At 69.6% G+C, this 18112-nt stretch carries 14 protein-coding genes; 8 read left to right on the top strand and 6 right to left on the bottom strand.

Features of this window, described 5'->3' with window-relative positions; genetic code table 11:
* The first annotated feature begins 267 nt into the window (after positions 1-267).
* Complete coding sequence (locus tag FZO89_RS16420; RefSeq protein ID WP_149104505.1) at positions 268-2352, top strand: hypothetical protein; 2085 nt, start codon at positions 268-270, stop codon at positions 2350-2352.
* 139 nt (positions 2353-2491) lie between these two features.
* Here the strand turns inward: FZO89_RS16420 and FZO89_RS16415 are convergent, their stop codons facing one another.
* The 4 genes from FZO89_RS16415 to FZO89_RS16400 form a co-directional block, all read right to left on the bottom strand.
* A complete protein-coding gene (locus FZO89_RS16415; RefSeq protein WP_149104504.1) occupies positions 2492-3178 on the bottom strand; it encodes a hypothetical protein in 687 nt (228 codons plus the stop codon).
* 59 nt (positions 3179-3237) lie between these two features.
* Positions 3238-3864: an outer membrane lipoprotein periplasmic chaperone LolA gene (gene lolA / locus FZO89_RS16410; RefSeq protein ID WP_149104503.1), complete on the bottom strand. Its 627-nt coding sequence runs from the start codon at positions 3862-3864 to the stop codon at positions 3238-3240.
* A 505-nt stretch (positions 3865-4369) separates the two neighbouring features.
* The gene (locus FZO89_RS16405) at positions 4370-6727 is read right to left on the bottom strand and encodes a DNA translocase FtsK (protein WP_149104665.1); all 2358 of its coding nucleotides are present in this window, start codon (positions 6725-6727) and stop codon (positions 4370-4372) included.
* Between the two features lie 46 nt (positions 6728-6773).
* On the bottom strand, positions 6774-7841 hold the full coding sequence (locus FZO89_RS16400; RefSeq protein ID WP_149104502.1) for an alanine dehydrogenase: 1068 nt from the start codon (positions 7839-7841) through the stop codon (positions 6774-6776).
* A 213-nt stretch (positions 7842-8054) separates the two neighbouring features.
* Here FZO89_RS16400 and trxB point away from each other — a divergent pair, with 213 nt between their 5' ends.
* The 6 genes from trxB (at position 8055) to FZO89_RS16370 (ending at position 14258) form a co-directional block, all read left to right on the top strand.
* Positions 8055-9014, top strand: a complete 960-nt coding sequence (gene trxB, locus FZO89_RS16395; protein ID WP_149104501.1) for a thioredoxin-disulfide reductase — start codon at positions 8055-8057, stop codon at positions 9012-9014.
* Positions 9015-9036: 22 nt separating this feature from the next.
* Positions 9037-9924, top strand: a complete 888-nt coding sequence (locus tag FZO89_RS16390; RefSeq protein WP_187471231.1) for a metallophosphoesterase — start codon at positions 9037-9039, stop codon at positions 9922-9924.
* 9 nt (positions 9925-9933) lie between these two features.
* Positions 9934-11058, top strand: a complete 1125-nt coding sequence (locus FZO89_RS16385; RefSeq protein WP_149104499.1) for a GNAT family N-acetyltransferase — start codon at positions 9934-9936, stop codon at positions 11056-11058.
* 137 nt (positions 11059-11195) lie between these two features.
* A complete protein-coding gene (aat, locus tag FZO89_RS16380) occupies positions 11196-11942 on the top strand; it encodes a leucyl/phenylalanyl-tRNA--protein transferase (RefSeq protein WP_149104498.1) in 747 nt (248 codons plus the stop codon).
* 107 nt (positions 11943-12049) lie between these two features.
* The gene (infA, locus tag FZO89_RS16375) at positions 12050-12268 is read left to right on the top strand and encodes a translation initiation factor IF-1 (RefSeq protein WP_112926214.1); all 219 of its coding nucleotides are present in this window, start codon (positions 12050-12052) and stop codon (positions 12266-12268) included.
* A gap of 127 nt (positions 12269-12395) precedes the next feature.
* Complete coding sequence (locus tag FZO89_RS16370) at positions 12396-14258, top strand: DUF885 domain-containing protein (protein ID WP_149104497.1); 1863 nt, start codon at positions 12396-12398, stop codon at positions 14256-14258.
* Positions 14259-14831: 573 nt separating this feature from the next.
* On the opposite strand, the gene clpA is transcribed toward FZO89_RS16370, so the two are convergent.
* A complete protein-coding gene (gene clpA, locus FZO89_RS16365) occupies positions 14832-17114 on the bottom strand; it encodes an ATP-dependent Clp protease ATP-binding subunit ClpA (protein ID WP_149104496.1) in 2283 nt (760 codons plus the stop codon).
* A gap of 77 nt (positions 17115-17191) precedes the next feature.
* Positions 17192-17512, bottom strand: coding sequence for an ATP-dependent Clp protease adapter ClpS (clpS, locus tag FZO89_RS16360; protein WP_149104495.1), 321 nt, complete (start codon positions 17510-17512; stop codon positions 17192-17194).
* Between the two features lie 109 nt (positions 17513-17621).
* On the opposite strand from clpS, the gene FZO89_RS16355 reads away from it, so the two are divergent.
* A complete protein-coding gene (locus FZO89_RS16355) occupies positions 17622-18101 on the top strand; it encodes a hypothetical protein (protein WP_149104494.1) in 480 nt (159 codons plus the stop codon).
* The last annotated feature ends 11 nt before the right edge of the window (positions 18102-18112 follow it).

Genomic DNA, 18112 nt, shown 5'->3' with positions numbered 1-18112 from the left:
CACGATAGCAAGACGCGTTTGCAGGGCGTGCGAATGCGCGCCTGGCGTTGCCGTTCCCCGGCTGCGTGGGATCGCCGTCACGATGCGTGCGACCGGTGGTCCGCAACCGTGACGCCGGCGCCCCCGTGCAGTAAGGTCGCTGCGCACGGAACCGGGGGGGAACCGCGGCCGGGAGGGCGTCGCGCATGCGCGGGCTCCCGGCGCCATGCACGTGGTGGACCCGCGCGACGCCGCAGCCCCTCGTGCGCACCTGCTGGAGGATATCGGATGTCCCTGCACGCCCTGCCCGCGCGCCTGCCCCGCCCGCTGGCCGCCGTCGTCGCCACCGGCCTCGCGCTGTTCCTCGCACTGGCCCCGGCCACCGGCCTGGCGGCCGACCCGGTGACGGTGGCCGATTTCCGGCTGCCCGCCCAGGACGACGCCGGCTGGACCCGGCTCTCGCCAGCCGCCGACAGCCGCCTGGTCTATGTCGATTCGCAGCAGGGCGACGATGCCACCGGCGCGATCTACCTGCCCGCCGACCCCGAGATCGGGGCCGACCCGCAATCGCCGCGCGGCGCGGTGCGCGCGTTCCGCACCCTGGCGGCCGCGCATGCCGGCCTGCGCGAGGACCAGCCGGACTGGCTGCTGCTGCGTTCGGGGCGGGTGTGGAACGAGTCGCTGCAGGTACGCCGCGGTCGATCGCCAGGCGCACGCGCCGTGGTGGCCGCGTGGGGCACCGGCGCCCGACCCGAGCTGCGCACCGGCGCCGACAAGGGGATCGGCAACGTCTCGCTGGTGAACGTGGCGATCGTGGGCATCCGCTTCTGGGCCCATACCCGCGACAGCGACGGCCCGCACTTCACCGGTTTCGAAGGCTCCAGCGGCATCAGCGTGTACACCCGGCCGGAGGGCGACGCGCGCCAGGTGCGCGACGTGCTGATCGAGGACTGCGTGTTCCGCGCCTATGCCAACAACGTGCTGACCGGCGGACGCTCGCAGAACAACGCGCCGATCACCCGCTTCGTGATCCGGCGCAGCATCGTTTCCGGCAACTACGCCACCACCGGCCATTCGCAGGGCCTGTACCACGCGGGCGGCGGCCAGCCGGTGCAGCCCTCGATCCTGCTGCAGGAGAACCTGTTCGACCACAACGGCTGGCGCATCCAGTCGCGCGAGGGCAACAACGCCCAGGCCGAGGGCCAGGCGACGATGTTCAACCACAACACCTACTTCACCGCGCCCAACGGGGTAGTGTTCCAGCGCAACCTGTTCCTGCGCGCTTCCTCGATCGGCAGCAAGTGGACGGGTGCGACCGACTCGCCCGCGCGCGCGGTGGTGATGGACGACAACCTGTATGCCGAGGGCGAGATCGGGATCAGCATCGGCGGCAATTCCGCGGGACCGGCCCGGTTCCAGGACGTGGTGATCCGCCACAACGTGATGACCGATCTCGGCAGGAGCCGCCCGACCAATCGTTCGCTGTCCTGGGGCATCGAAGCGCTGGACTGGCTGGGCGGCGAGATCGACCGCAACCTGGTGATCCACCAGCGCTCCGGCATCACCAATACCTGGGCGCTGAAAACCGGTGGCGAGCGGATCGAGGACGTGGTGATCGGCGGCAACGTGTTCGCCAACCTGGCGGCGGGCAACGGCAGTCCGACCTTGCAGTTGTCGGCCGCCGCCAACGCCGTGTTCCGCGACAATACGGTCCAGGCGCCGGGTGGCAACGCCGCCATCCGCCTCGAGGGTAGCGGCGTGTCCTTCGCCGGCGCCAACCGTTATGCGACCGCGGCGACACGTCCGTTCGTGCTCGATGGCTCCACCCTGGACCTGTCGCAATGGCGGTCGTCGACCGGAGACAGCGGTGCCACCACGGCCGCGCCCGCCTTTCCCGATGCTGGGCGCGACCTCGAGGGCTACGCGGCGCACCTGGGCATCGGCAACGGCTTCGACGGCCTGCTCGATGCACTGTACCGGCAGTCAAAGGCCAGCTGGGATCCGCGCCTGGGCGCAGGCGCGATCAACGACTGGCTCCGCGCCGGCTTCGGCATGACGCCGCCGGGTGCGCGCGTACGTCGTAACGGGAGCGCACCGCTCGCGCCACCGGCCGCGTCACCGGGCGTGGTACCGGTGGCCGTGCGGCGTGGCGCCGGGCCGCTTGCCCAGGCAGCCGCCATGGCGCCTGCCGCAACCGCGCCTGCAGTGCAGCCGCAGGCACCGGTGCCCGGGTGGCGCGCAAGCCGACCGGTCGCTGCGACGGGGGCCGCGCGCGGCTTCGACCTGCGCCGCATCCTGTCGCGCATTCTTCCGGCGTGGCGCGGCGCCGAGTCCGCAGACCCGCGGGACGCGCGCTCGGAGCAGGAACGGTAGGCGGACTTTCCCCGGGGACCCCGCCGCCATCGGCACGGATGCCCGGATGGGCATCCCACGGAACGTCGGCGCATGCCGGCGAAGCGGAGCTTCCTGCGCGTCGGCGGTCCATCGCCTGCCGCCCGGGCTCTCCGCGGCCCTATCGCGCGGTCGCCACGCCCAGTTCGTAGTTCACCCGCTGCCAGGCGTTCGCGACCTGGTCGTACAGGGCCTCGATCCGCACCGGCGTGTTGCCGTTGCGGCCGAAGTCGGCGATGCCCGCGGCATTGATCCGCAGCAGCCGGCGGCCGCCCTCGACGGTGGTGATGTCGTCGAGCTGCAGGCGCGCCTCGGTGTCGCCGAACTGGCGGTCGAGTTCCACCGCGACGCGCTCCTCGAGCTGGCGCACCAGCACCGAATCGTTCGGCACTTCGCGTTCGCCGGCGGAGACGCCGCCGATCATGATCCGCGGGTAGCCGGCGCTGGCGAAGGTGGTGTCGTAGAGCGTGCTGTAGCGGAAGCCGATCCACTCGGCGTCGTCGCCCAGGCGCATGCGCCCCTGCCCGCTCACGGTGCGGTCGCGCACGCTGGCGATGACGACGTCGAACGATTCAATGGCCACCGCGATCGAGGGGGTGTTCATCTGTTCGACCAGCGCTGCGACCACCACCGCGGCGACGGCATTGTCGAGGGCTTCGTCGCCACTGGTCGCCAGGCGCTGGGGCGCGGGCACGGTGGGCTGCACGGCGGGCGGCGTGGCGACGGGGGCGGATTGCGCCAGCACCGGCACCGTCGCCAGGCACGCCGCCAGCAGCAGCACCCGGATGGTGCGCCTGCGTCGTGTCATCGGTTGCGGTTGCCCATGCATGCGGTGGTCCTGTTGTCGTCGCCGAGGCGCCGGACGGGTCAGCCTTCGCCGACCACGTCCACGCCCGCGGGCGGCGTGAAGGTGAAGGTGTCGCGGGTGAACGACGGGTTGCGCTTCCAGCCGCTGAAGCGGATCTCGGTGCGCTGGCCCAACGCGTCCACGATTTCCATCCGCGCCAGGCCCTCGCCCGACAGGCCGAGCCTGGCCGACTGGAACGCGGGCTCGTCGCCACCCTGCTTCGGCTTGAGCAGCAGCCATTGCAGACCGTCGGCTTCGCCGGCGTCCTCGACCAGGAAGTCGCGGTCGAGGCGGGCCGGGTCGATCAGCGCGGCGAGCGGGCTGTCCTGTTCGGCGCCGCCCTGCGGACGGCGGCTGACCTGGTCGAGGTCGGGATCGTGCACCCAGACGGTCTTGCCGTCGGCCACGATCAGCTGCGGATAGGGCTTTTCGTATTCCCAGCGGAACAGGCGCGGCGCGGCCAGCGCCACGCGGCCGCTCGACGATTCGCGCACCCGGCCGTTGTCGTCGAACACCTGCTGCACGAACTGCCCGTCGAGACCCTTCAGGCCCTTGGTGAAGCCGTCGAGCCGTTCGCGCGCGCCGGCATGCGCAAGGCCGGCCAGCAGGGCGACAGAGACGAGCAACCAGCGACAACTGCGGATCATGGAAGGCTTCCTGGTGGAGGGAGGTGGCGGCCAGTCTGCGCAGAACAAGCTGAACGCGCTCGTGCCATCCCTGCCCCTGTTCAAACGCAAAGGGAGGCGCGAGGTGGACGCGGGAAGGCGGGCACCGGTTGATGGCGCGGATGTGTTCATCCGGGGTTTCGGCTGGCGGCGAGTTGCCAGCCGAGCGAAGTGGGATGCCCCCTCTCCCGCTTGGCGGGAGAGGGTTGGGGTGAGGGTCGGGGGAGCCCGCTGCTCCCCGCGCCTGCGGCGCGCCCTCATCCGCCTTCGGCACCTTCTCCCGCAAGCGGGAGAAGGAAAAGCCGGGGCACGCGGCGGGTGTTGCTCCCTCTCCCGCTTTGCGGGAGAGGGCTGGGGTGAGGGCCGGAGACGCCGCGCTGCTTCCCGCGCCTGCGGCGCGCCCTCATCCGCCTTCGGCACCTTCTCCCGTAGAACGGGAGAAGGAAAAGCAAGCGCCGCTCCGAACGCCCGGCGCGCTCTGGCGGGCCTACTTCGGCGGCGGCGGTGCCAGCACGCTGCGGTCGCCGTTGTGTTCGGGGGCGGAGACCACACCGGCGGCTTCCATCGCCTCGACCAGGCGCGCGGCGCGGTTGTAGCCGATCTTGAGGCGGCGCTGCACGCCGGAGATCGAGGCGCGGCGGGTCTCGGTGACGATCTTCACCGCCTCGTCGTAGAGCGGATCGGACTCGTCGCCCGATGCGGCACTGGCCTCGGGCAGGCCGGTCGCGCCGACGCTGCTGCCGTCGTACATGGTCTGCGACTCGTCCAGTACGCCCTCGATGTAGTCCGGGCCGCCGCTGCCCTGCTTGAGGTGCTCGACCACGCGATGCACTTCCTCGTCGGAGACGAAGGCGCCATGCACGCGCTCGGGCAGCGCGGTGCCCGGCGGCAGGTACAGCATGTCGCCGTGGCCGAGCAGGGTTTCCGCGCCCGACTGGTCGAGGATGGTGCGCGAGTCGATCTTGCTCGAGACCTGGAACGCGATGCGCGTGGGGATGTTGGCCTTGATCAGGCCGGTGATCACGTCCACCGACGGCCGCTGCGTGGCCAGGATCAGGTGGATGCCGGCGGCGCGCGCCTTCTGCGCCAGGCGAGCGATCAGTTCCTCGACCTTCTTGCCGACGATCATCATCATGTCGGCGAATTCGTCGATGAAGATCACGATGAACGGCAGCGTCTCCAGCGGCTGCGCGACCTCGTCCGATTCCGGGTTGGCGCGGAACAGCGGGTCGAGCAGCGGCTGGCCCGCGTCCTGCGCGTCGCGCACCTTCTTGTTGAAGCCGGCCAGGTTGCGCACGCCGACCGCGCTCATCAGCTTGTAGCGGCGCTCCATCTCCGCCACGCACCAGCGCAGGCCGTTGCCGGCCTCCTTCATGTCGGTGACCACCGGCGCCAGCAGGTGCGGGATGCCCTGGTAGACGCTGAGTTCGAGCATCTTCGGGTCGATCATCAGCATCCGCAGTTCCTTCGCGGAGGCCTTGTACAGCAGGCTCAGCACCATCGCGTTGACCGCCACCGACTTGCCCGAGCCGGTGGTGCCGGCGACCAGCAGGTGCGGCATGCGCGCGAGGTCGGCCACGGTCGGGCGGCCGGCGATGTCCTTGCCCAGCGCCAGCGTGAGCGGGCTGGCGGCCTTGTCGTATTCCTTCGACCGCAGCAGCTCGCTGAGGTAGATCATCTCGCGATGGGTGTTCGGCGTTTCCAGGCCGACCACCGACTTGCCGGGGATCACGTCGACCACGCGCACCGACTTCACGCTCAGGCCGCGGGCGATGTCCTTGTCGAGCGAGCTGATCTGGCTGACCTTGATGCCGGGCGCCGGCTCGATCTCGAAGCGCGTGATCACCGGACCCGGATAGGCGCCGACCACCTGCGCGTCGATGCGGAAATCCTTGAGCTTGAACTCGATCTGGCGCGACAGGGTTTCCAGCGTGTTCTCGTCGTAGCCCTTGGGCTGCGGCTTGGGATCGTCCAGCAGCGCCAGCGGCGGGATGCCGCTGCCGTCGCCGACGTGGAACAGCGGGATCTGCTGCTCGCGCTTGGCGCGGTCGCTCTTCTCGACCACGGGCGGGGGCGGCGGTTCGATCCGCACCTTCTCGCGCTTTGCGCGCAGGCCGAGGTCGACCTTGCGGACCTCCTCGCGCTCCACGCGCATTTCGCGCGCTTCCATCCGCTCGACGGCCTGCTGCCGGCCGCGGCGCAGCAGCGCGGGCAGCATCAGCACCCAGCCGCCGATGCGGTCGGCCACCGCGAGCCAGGACAGGCCGGTGGCGAGCGTCACCGACACCAGCAAGAGGGCGAGCGTGAACAGGTTGCCGCCGAGCGCGCCGAAGCCGCGGTCCAGCGAGTTGCCGACCAGCCTGCCGAGCACGCCGCCGGCGCCGGCGGGCAGGTTCTCGACCGCGCCCATGCGCAGGTACAGCAGGCCGCTGGCCGAGACCAGGAAGCCGACGATGCCCACCAGCCGCAGCGCCGGACCGAAGTCCACCCGGCCATTTCCGTCAGAATCCATGCCGAACAGCGCGATCCACGCCACCGCGCCCAGCACCAGCGGCAGCAGGTAGGCCACGAAGCCGGTCAGGTACAGAAGCACGTCGGCGATCCAGGCGCCGATCGGCCCGCCAGCGTTGTTGAGCACGGCCGTGACCCCGCCCGAGGCCGTGGACCAGCCCGGGTCGTCCGGCGAATAGGTCGCCAGGCACACCAGCAGGTACAGCAGCAGCGGCGCGATCAGGATCATCGCGATGTCGCGCAGCAGCCGCTGGCGGCGGGGATCGGGGGGCGATGCCGCCTCCCTCTCGACCGCGCGCTGGCGCTTGCCACGCTCAGGAATCGCCCGTGCCACCGTCATCCACGACCTTAGGAATTCGATCCAATGCCTTGATCTTAAGTCAAAGTTTCATCGATTGCAGGGCCGGATGCACGAGCTTGCCGGCTTCCACGTTGATCCCCCGCACCAGCGGCGCACTGCCCCGCCAGTCGCCGCCGGCCAGCCGGTCGACCCAGGGCAGGATCGCCGCGCAGATCGCCTGCGACGAGGTCTGCGGCACCGCGCCGGGCATGTTGGTCACGCAGAAGTGGATCACGCCCTCCTCCACGTAGGTCGGTTCCTTCCAGGTGGTGGGGCGCGAGGTCTCGAAGCAGCCGCCCTGGTCGATGGAGATGTCCACAAGCACGCTGCCGTCCTCCATCGCCTCCATCATGCCGCGGGTGACCACGTGCGGCGCGACCGCGCCGGTGACCAGCACCGCGCCGACCACCAGGTCGGCCGAGGCGACCTCGCGGGCGACCAGGTCGTCGTAGGGATACAGCGCGGTGACGTTGTGGCCCAGCCGCATCATCTCGTCCATGCGGTCGATGCGCTTCTCGAACACCACCACGTTGGCGCCACCGGCCGCGGCCAGCGACGCCGCCGCCCCGCCCGCCTGGCCGGCGCCGAACACCACCACCTTGCCGCGCGCGGTGGACGGCAGGCCGCCGAGCAGCTTGCCCTTGCCGCCGAGCGGCTGGTGCAGATAGTGGGTGCCGACCTGGATCGCGATCTTGCCGGCGATCACCGACATCGGCGCCAGCAGCGGCAGGTCGCCATCGTCGAGCTCGACCGTCTCGAACGCGATCCCGGTCAGGCCGATGTCGAGCAGGCGCCGGGTCAGCGCCGGTTCCGCCGCCAGGTGCAGGTAGCAGAACAGCAGGTGGTCCTCGCGCAGCAGGGCGAGGTCGCCCTCGACCGGTTCCTTGACCTTGACGATCAGCTCGCCGCGTTCGTACAGCGCGGCCGCGTCGGAGGCGATGTGCACGCCCAGCCGCGCGTACTCGGCGTCGGCGAAGCCCGACCGCACGCCCGCGTCGCGTTCGACCCACACTTCGTGCCCGCGCCGGACCAGGTCGCCGGCCGCGGCCGGCACCAGCGCGACGCGCCCTTCGAGGGTCTTGGTTTCCTTCGGTATGCCGATGCGCATGGTGGGTTTCCTGGTGGCTCAGGCGTCGCGCCGGCCGCGCATGAAAAAACCCGTGCAGCGCCTGCACGGGTTCGACCGGAACCGCCTGCCCGCCGTCGCGGGCCGTGGACACTGCGTTGCGCGCGGAACGCCTGCGCGCGCCTTGTGTTGCCGCCGTCGCGCCGCCAAGCTATGGGCTTCGATACGCCGCAACTCCATGACCCGCGAGTATACATGACCCCTTCTGCGCCCCGGCACATCCGCCTGATCATCCTCGGTTCCGGCCCGGCGGGCTGGACTGCCGCCGTCTACGCCGCGCGCGCCAACCTCAAGCCGGTGGTGATCACCGGGATGCAGATGGGCGGGCAGCTGATGACCACCACCGAGGTCGACAACTGGCCGGGCGACGCGCACGGACTGATGGGCCCCGACCTGATGGCGCGGATGCAGGCGCACGCCGAACGTTTCGAGACGGAGGTGGTGTTCGACCACATCCACACCGCCGACCTGTCGCAGCGCCCGTTCCGGCTCAAGGGCGACAGCGGCGAGTACACCGCCGACGCGATCGTGATCGCCACCGGCGCGACCGCGAAGTACCTCGGGATCCCGTCGGAGGAAGCGTTCAAGGGCCGCGGCGTGTCCGCCTGCGCCACCTGCGACGGCTTCTTCTACAAGGACCAGGACGTGGCCGTGGTCGGCGGCGGCAACACCGCGGTCGAGGAGGCGCTGTACCTGTCCAACATCGCCCGCAAGGTCTACCTGGTGCACCGCCGCGACACCCTGCGCGCAGAAAAGATCATGCAGGACAAGCTGTTCGCCAAGATCGCCGCCGGCAGGATCGAGCCGGTGTGGCACCACGTGGTGGACGAGGTGCTGGGCAACGACGCGGGCGTGACCGGCATGCGGCTGAAATCGGTGCAGGACGGCGGCACCCGCGAGATCGACGTGCACGGCTTCTTCGTCGCCATCGGCCACACCCCGAACACCGCCCTGTTCGAGGGCCAGCTGGCGATGAACAACGGCTACCTGGAGATCCGCTCCGGCCTCGGCGGCGGCGCGACCGAAACCTCGGTGCCCGGCGTGTTCGCCGCCGGCGACGTGGCCGACCAGCATTACCGGCAGGCGATCACCTCGGCCGGTTTCGGCTGCATGGCCGCGCTCGACGCGGAGCGCTTCCTCGACAAGGGCGGCTGATCCGGCGCATCGGCCCGCGCGCGTGGACAAACTCCTGCTCAAGCAGTGCCTGTACCACGGCAGCTGGCTCGCGCTTCCGTTCATCGCCTGGTTGCTGTGGCGCCTGCGACGACCGCGGCACCGCTGGCTGGCGGTCGTGCTGCTGGTGCCCAGCCTGGCATTCGCGTGGGCGCGGTTCGTGGAACCGCGCATCATCCGGGTGCACGAGACGACGCTCGAAGGCACCGGCCTGAAGGCGGACATCGCGCTGGTCAGCGACATCCACCTGGGCGTCTACAAGGACCGCGCCTTCCTCGAACGCGTGGTCGACAGGATCAATACGCTCCCGGTGCAGGCGGTCGCGATCGCCGGCGACTTCACCTACGAGCCGGCGGAACACTCCCTCGCGGCGATGTTCGCGCCGCTCGCGCGACTGCGCGTGCCGGTGTACGCCGTGCTGGGCAACCACGACCAGCAGGCGCCCGGCCCGGACATCGACCTGGCGCTGCGCGAAGCGTTGCGCGGCCATGGCGTGCGGGTGATCGAAGGCGGCATCGTCGACGCAGGCGGCTATCGCTGGGCCGGGCTGGGCGATCGCTGGGCGGGCAAGGACGATCCGGAATTCCTGCGGATTTCGCCGTCGCCCCTGCCGACGCTTGTGCTCGCCCACAACCCCGACAGTGCGACCGGCCTTGCGCGGACGGACGCGACCCTGCTCCTGGCCGGCCATACCCACGGCGGCCAGATCCGCATCCCGTGGCTGTACCGTCGCGTGATCCCGAGCGCGCACGGGTTCGACCGCGGCGAACAGGTGGTGCGTGGCGTGGATGGCGAGGTTCGCGTCTTCACCACCGCCGGGGTCGGCGAGATCGGCCTGCCGATGCGCCTGTTCAACCCACCCACGATCGACGTGCTGCACCTGCGTCCCTGACCTCCGACCATGGCCGCCGTCCGACTGCTCGACACGCTCGCCACCGTCGCGCCCCGGGACTGGGATGCGCTGCGCGGCAACGACGATCCCTTCGTGTCGCACGCCTTCCTGCACGGCCTGGAAGCCCATGGCTGCCTGCGCGAGGACTGGGGCTGGAACCCGCACCATCTCACCCTGTGGGAGGGCGACGCGCTGGTGGCCGCGGCGCCGGCGTACATCAAGACCAATTCGCACGGCGAGTTCGTGTTCGACCACGCCTGGGCGCACGCTTACGCGCGGCACGGGCTCGACTATTTCCCGAAACTGCTGTGCGCGGTGCCCTACTCGCCCGTCACCGGTCCGCGACTGCTTGCGCCCGATGCGGCGCGACGGCGCGCGCTTGCCGATGCGCTGGTGGCGGAAACCCGGCGACTGGACCTGTCGTCGGCGCACGTCAATTTCCATGGCGCGGCCGATGACGACGCCTTCGGCGAGGACTGGCTCGCGCGCATCGACCTGCAGTACCACTGGCGCAACGAGGCCGGATGGCGCACGTTCGACGACTACCTCGCGGCGATGGACCACAAGCACCGCAAGAACATCCGCCAGGAACGCGCGAAGGTGTCGCGCGCGGGCATCGCACTGCGCACCGTGCACGGTGCCGACGCCAGCGAGGCGGACCTGGCGACGATGCACCGCTTCTACCTGCAGACCTTCGCCGAGTACGGCAACTCGCCGGCGCTGACGCTGCCGTTCTTCCGGCACCTGGCCAGGGCGCTGCCGCGGCAACTGGTGATCTTCCTCGCCGAACTCGATGGCGAGGCGATCGCGGGCGCGCTGTGCCTGCGCAGCGGCGACACGCTCTACGGACGCTACTGGGGCGCGGCCGTGGTCGCGCCCGGGCTGCATTTCGAAACCTGCTACTACCAGGGCATCGACTACTGCCTGCGCGAAGGCCTGCGCGCGTTCGAGCCGGGCGCCCAGGGCGAACACAAGATCGCGCGCGGCTTCCTGCCGACCCTGGTCCGCAGCCGCCACTGGATCGCCGATCCGCGGTTCCGCGAGGCGCTGGCGCCCTGGTGCGCCGAGGAGCGGGGCGTGGTCCAGCGCAACCAGGCCTGGCTGGACCAGCGCTCACCGTTCCGGGAGCCGTAGCGACACCTCCAGGCGCAGTCCGGGACGTCCGGCGAGCGGAACACAGCCGCACTCGCTCGATTCCGGCATCACTCCGCCCTGCTCCTTTCGCGAGGCAGGCTTACGCCCGGGCCTGAAGGCGCTCCTACAATGCGGAGATGACCCTCCGCGTGCCGCGACTGGATGCAGACCCGAGCGCCCCGTTCCCGGCGGCCGACAGCGCATTGCGCCGTCCCGACGGCCTGCTCGCGCTGGGCGGCGACCTGTCGCCCGCGCGGCTGCTCAACGCCTACCGCCACGGCATCTTTCCCTGGTACTCGGAAGGCCAGCCGATCCTGTGGTGGTCGCCGGATCCGCGGCTGGTGTTCCGCACGGATGGCGTCCGCCTGTCTTCCCGGTTCCGCCGCACGCTGCGCGGCTCGCCCTGGGTGGCGCGCGCCGATACCGCGTTCGCGCAGGTGGTCGAACGCTGCGCCGCCGCGCCGCGTCGCGGGCAGGCCGGAACCTGGATCACCCCGGCCATGCAGGCAGCCTACCGGCGCATGCACCAGCTGGGGCATGCGCACAGCGTCGAGGTGTTCGATGGTCCGTCGCCCGATGCGGCGCTGGTCGGCGGCATCTACGGCGTCGCCATCGGGCGGATGTTCTTCGGCGAAAGCATGTTCAGCGATGCCTCCGGCGGCTCCAAGGCGGCGCTGGCCGCGCTCGCGCACTGGCTGCATGCGCGCGGCTGGCCGCTGGTCGACGCGCAGGTCGAGAACGCGCACCTGGTCGGCCTGGGCGCGGAGCGCATGCCGCGCGCCCGCTTCCTGGGCGAACTCGCGCCCCTGGTCGCGGCGCCGGCGGATCCCGGCCCGTGGACCGGGGCCTTCGGCATGCTTCCGGTCTCGCGCCTGTCTGAATGACCCGAGGGTCGGCCTGCCGGCTTTTTGCATCGGCCCGGGCTGCGTGGCAGAATGGTCTGCTTCATTGCGGCACAACCGTCGCACCCTCCACACCGGCAACAGGACGCATGGCGAAAGACGACGTCATCGAATTCGAAGGCACGATCTCCGAGACCCTCCCGAACACCATGTTCCGGGTGAAGCTGGAGAACGGCCACGAAATCATCGCGCACATCTCCGGACGGATGCGCAAGAACTACATCCGCATCCTGACCGGCGACAAGGTCAAGGTCGAGATGACGCCCTACGACCTGACCAAGGGTCGCATCACCTACCGCATGAAGTAGGTCGCGCGCGGGCGCGCCACGCCGCCCGACGCCCCGCCCGGCCCGGCCCGGCGCATGTGCTGATCTTCACATGCGCGACCAACGCAACGGACCTATCCTTCGGGCACCTGAGCCCGGAGATTCCCGAATGCGCGTTCCCGTAGCCGCCCGAACCCTCGCCCTGTCCATTGCCCTCGCACTCGCGGGCGGCGGCGTCCTGGCGCAGGATGCGCCTGCTCCCACGCCCGCTGCGGACAGCGCCACGTCGCAGGCGCAACGCCTCGATGCCTGGTTTGCAGAGAAATACCAGGAGCAGTTGCGCTTCAGCCCGATCACGATGACCTTCCTCGGCCGCAAGGAGCTGTACGACCAGCTCGACGACATGTCCGAGGAGGCCGAAGAACGACAGCTGGCCTGGCGCAAGGCCAGTGTCGAGGAGCTGGAGAGGAGCTTCGATTACGACACGCTCGACGACGAGGCGAAGCTGTCCTACGACCTGTGGAAGCTGCAGTACGAGGTGGCCCGCGACACCGCGCAGTTCCGCGACAACGTGTACGTGTTCAACCAGATGCAGGGCGCGCAATCGTTCCTGCCGACCTTCCTGATCAATTTCCACAAGGTCGAGGACGAGTCCGACTATCTCGCCTACCTCAAGCGCGTCGAGGCGGTGCCGCGCGCCTTCGGCCAGATGCTCGAACGCGCGAAGCGCAACGCCGAAGCCGGCTACCGCATGCCGCGTTTCGCCTACGACGGCGTGCTGACCGAGGCGCGCAAGGTCGTGAGCGGGGCGCCGTTCGGCGAGGGCGCGGATTCCGCGCTGTGGGCGGACCTGCAGACCAAGGCCGACGCGCTGGTCAAGGCCGGCAAGATCGATGCCGCGCGCGCGGACGAGCTCAAGTCGCAGGCCCGCGCCGCGCTGGTGGCGCACGTGCAGCCGCCGTACGCCGAGCTGATCGCCTGGGCCGAAGCCGATCGCAGCAACGCGGCCGAGAACCCGAGCGGCGTCGGCAGCACCCAGCCCAATGGCGCCGACTACTATCGCCATCAGTTGCGCATGCACACCACCACCGACCTCACCGCCGACCAGGTGCACCAGATCGGCCTGGATGAGGTGAAGCGCATCCACGGGGAGATGGAGGCGCTGAAGGACAGGGTCGGCTTCGACGGCGACCTGCAGGCGTTCTTCGCCCACATCTCGACCGACCCGAAGTTCAAGTTTCCCGACACCGACGAAGGCCGCCAGGCCTACATCGACGAGGCCACGGCCGCGATCGGCAACATCAAGAAGGTGCTGCCGCAGTACTTCGGCCTGCTGCCGAAGGCGGACCTGGTGGTCAAGCGGGTCGAACCGTTCCGCGAACAGCCGGGCGCGGCGCAGCACTACTTCCCCGGAACGCCGGACGGCTCGCGCCCGGGCGTGTACTACGCGCACCTGGCGGACATGAACGCCATGCCCAAGCCTGAGCTGGAGGTCATCGCCTATCACGAGGGGCTGCCGGGCCATCACATGCAGATCTCGATCGCGCAGGAGCTGACCGGGATCCCCGAGTTCCGCACCCAGGCGCGCTCGACCGCCTATTCCGAGGGCTGGGGCCTGTATTCGGAATGGCTGGCCAAGGAGATGCCGGGCACCTACCAGGACCCCTACTCCGAGTACGGCCGGCTGAGCTCCGAGCTGTGGCGCGCGGTGCGGCTGGTGGTCGACACCGGCCTGCACGCCAAGGGCTGGACCGAGCAGCAGGCGGTGGACTACTTCAAGGCCAACACCGCGATCCCGGAAGCATCGATCCGCTCCGAGGTCCAGCGCTACATCACCTGGCCGGGCCAGGCGACGGCCTACAAGATCGGCATGATCCGGATCCAGGAACTGCGCCGGAATGCGGAATCGGAACTGGGCGAGCGCTTCGACATCCGCGGCTTCCACGACGCGGTGCTCGGCGGCGGCGCGCTGCCGATGGAGCTGCTGGAACGGCGCGTGGACCAGTGGATCGAGGCGCGGAAAAAGGCCTGAGGCGTGGACGGCGCCCGGGCTTTTTCTCGGGCCCCTGTCCCGGGTGCAGTCTGAAACGCCGGAGCCGCGGCGTCGGATGGGCCGCAGCGCCCCGCCCCAGGGTCGCGCACCGCTCGGGCAGACGTCCTTGTCCGCACTCGCGGCCGCGGCACATCCCTGTACCGCTTGCGCGACCCTGGGGCGGGGCGCTGCGGCATGGCATTTAAGGCACACCTCCTTCGGCAACAAGAGCGATGCTCCTGACTTGAAGTGGCCTCAGGTGACCCTCGTCGAAAATCCAGGGAGCCGGGATCTACGCCTCGGCGGTTTGTAGTGGGAGACGCCGGAGACGCGCAAGCGAATCGGCGATGAGACTCGTTCCGGCGGCAGGGGGCCGCGACGAGCGCGCCATGGATGGCGCGCGCCCGAGTCAGGGCAGGAGCCCTGACCGAGGGAAAAGCGGCCCCCTGTCGCCGGAACGAGGCGTCAGCCCGGCGCCACGGATAGGGGTCGACGCAGCTGGATGCTGCCAAGACACGCCCGGAATCAAAATGGGCGGCCAGCGGCCGCCCTTTGCCTATCGAAAGAGACGCGTTACTCGACGGTGGCCGGCAGCAGCTTTTCCGGCTCGGCGAACGCCTCGACGACCAGTTCGTCGTCGCGCACGTCCACGGTGACGCGGCCGCCGTTGACCAGCTTGCCGAACAGCAGCTCGTCGGCCAGCGGGCGCTTGACCTTGTCCTGGATCACCCGCGCCATCGGCCGCGCGCCCATCAGCGGGTCGAAGCCGTGCGCCGCCAGCCAGTCGCGCGCCGCCGGCGTCGCCGACAGGCTAACGTCCTTTTCGTGGAGCTGCGCTTCGAGTTCGATCATGAACTTGTCCACCACGCGCAGGATGTGGTCCATGCCCAGCGCCTGGAACTGCACGATCGCATCGAGCCGGTTGCGGAACTCCGGCGTGAAGCCCTTGCGGATCACTTCCATCGCATCGGTGCTGTGGTCCTGACGGGTGAAGCCGATCGAGCGCCGCGCCGCCTGCGCCGCACCGGCGTTGGTGGTCATCACCAGGATCACGTTGCGGAAGTTCGCCTCGCGGCCGTTGGTGTCGGTGAGCACCCCGCGGTCCATGACCTGCAGCAGGATGTTGAAGATGTCCGGGTGCGCCTTCTCCACCTCGTCCAGCAGCAGCACGCAGTGCGGCGTCTTGACGATCTTCTCGGTCAGCAGGCCGCCCTGGTCGAAGCCGACGTAGCCCGGGGGCGCGCCGATCAGGCGCGACACCGAATGCGGCTCCATGTACTCGGACATGTCGAAGCGCACCAGCTCGATCCCGAGCTGCAGCGCGAGCTGCTTGGTGACCTCGGTCTTGCCCACGCCGGTGGGGCCGGCGAACAGGAAGTTGCCGATCGGCTTGTCGGGATTGGCCAGCCCCGAGCGCGCGAGCTTGATCGCCGAAGTCAGCGTCTCGATCGCGGGATCCTGGCCGAAGATCACCATCTTGAGGTTGCGCTCGAGGTGCTCGAGCACGTCCTTGTCCGAGGCGCTGACCTGCTTGGTCGGGATCCGCGCCATCTTGGCCACGATCGCCTCGACCTCCTCGACGTCGATCAGCGTCTTGCGTACATCGTCGGGCAGCAGCCGCTGGCGCGCACCGGCCTCGTCGATCACGTCGATCGCCTTGTCCGGCAGCAGACGGTCGCCGATGTGCTTGACCGACAGATCGACCGCGGCGCGCAGGGCATCGTCCTCGTAGAGCACGTCGTGGTGCTCTTCGTACTTGCCCTTCAGGCCGCGCAGGATCTCGTAGGCCTCGCCCACCGTCGGCTCGACGATGTCGATCTTCTGGAAGCGGCGCGCCAGCGCGCGGTCCTTCTCGAAGATGCCGCGGTATTCCTGGAACGTGGTCGAGCCGATGCAGCGCAGGTCGCCCGAGGCGAGCGCCGGCTTGATCAGGTTCGAGGCGTCCATGGTGCCGCCGGAGGCAGAACCGGCGCCGATGATGGTGTGGATCTCGTCGATGAACAGGATCGCGCCGGGATGCTTCTTGATCGCGCTGAGCACCGCCTTCAGGCGCTTCTCGAAATCGCCGCGGTACTTGGTGCCGGCGACCAGCGCACCGAGGTCGAGCGAATAGATCGTCGCATCGGCCAGTACTTCCGGGACTTCGCCGTCGACGATGCGCCGCGCCAGGCCTTCGGCGATCGCGGTCTTGCCCACGCCGGCCTCGCCGACGTAGAGCGGATTGTTCTTGCGCCGGCGGCATAACACCTGGATGGTGCGCTCGATCTCCTCGGCGCGCCCGACCAGCGGATCGATGCGCCCTTCGTTCGCCAGCGCATTGAGGTCGGTGGCGTAGTCGCCGAGGGCGTCGCCCTTGGCCTCGCCCTCGGCGCCCTCGCCGCGCGCGGCCGCGTCCTCGCCGGGATGGCCCGGGTCTTCGCCGCCGCTCTTGGCGATGCCGTGCGACATGTAATTGACCACGTCCAGCCGGGTGACGTCCTGCTGGTTGAGGAAATAGACCGCGTGCGAGTCCTTCTCGCCGAAGATCGCCACCAGCACGTTGGCGCCGGTGACCTCCTTCTTGCCCGAGGACTGGACGTGGTAGACCGCCCGCTGCAGCACGCGCTGGAAGCCGAGCGTGGGCTGGGTGTCGCGGCCGTCGTCGTCGGGCAGCTTCGAGACCGAAGTCAGGATCGCCTGCTCGAGGTCGCTGCGCAGGCGGTGGAAGTCCGCGCCGGTGGCCTTGAGCACGGCTTCGGCGGACGGGTTGTCGAGCAGTGCAAGCAGCAGGTGCTCGACCGTCATGTACTCGTCGCGCGCCTCGCGGGCGCGCTTGTAGCACTGGCCGATGCTGTACTCGAGATCCTTGCTGAACATGGGGAGGCAACCTCCGGGGAACTGCGACCTAGATGGGGCCGCGTTCCGGCTTTTCCATGCCCCGGCCTGGCTCCCTTTTAGGCCTTTTCCATGGTGCAGAGCAAGGGGTGCTGGTTGAGCCGGGAATATTCGTTCACCTGCGCGACCTTGGACTCCGCCACCTCGCGGCTGTAGACCCCGCACACCCCCCGCCCCCGGGTGTGGACGTGGAGCATGACCTGGGTGGCCTTCTCCAGGTCGAGGGCGAAGAACCGGACCAGGACGTCGACCACGAAGTCCATCGGGGTGTAGTCGTCGTTCAGCAGCAGGACGGAGTACAGCGGCGGCCGCGCCAGTTCCGGCTTGCCGGTTTCGACGACGGTGCCGTGTTCGTGTTCGGGGGCGTGCTTGCGGGTCATCGGCCCATTATACGAAGGGCGCATGAGCGGGGGTCCACGCCGCATGGCATGGACGATCCGGCGTCCGGCGCGAGACAATCCGCGCTCCAAGACCCTGGGGATCCCATCGATGCATCGCCGCACCCGACTGACCGCCTGCTGCCTGCTGCTGACTGCCCTGCCCCCCTTCCAGGCCTGGGCCGAGGATCCGGCGGTCGCCTCGCGGCTGGACGCGCGCGGCATCCAGTACACGGTCGACGAGGATGGCGACTACCGCGTCACCTACAACTACGCGGACGAAGGCCGGACCCAGCTCGCCTTCGTGGCCGGGCGGACCGAGAGCATCGCCGGCTTCCAGGTCCGCGAGGTGTTCGCCCCCGCGGCCTGGGTGGGCAAGGACGGGATCGACGGCGCCCGGGCGCTGGCGCTGCTGGAAGAGAGCCGGCGGCAGAAGTACGGAAGCTGGGAGATCGGCGGCGACGTGCTGTATTTCGTCATCAAGCTGCCCGACAACGTCGACGCCACGCAACTGGAAGCGGCACTGGACATCGTGGCCGAGGTCGCGGACAACAAGGAAATCGAGCTCAGCGGCGACCGGGACGAGCTGTGACCGGATACCGG

The organism is Luteimonas viscosa, from assembly GCF_008244685.1.
GTDB lineage: Bacteria > Pseudomonadota > Gammaproteobacteria > Xanthomonadales > Xanthomonadaceae > Luteimonas > Luteimonas viscosa.
Note: the sequence above shows the minus strand (reverse complement) of the source record. Positions and strands in the feature narration are given on the sequence as shown.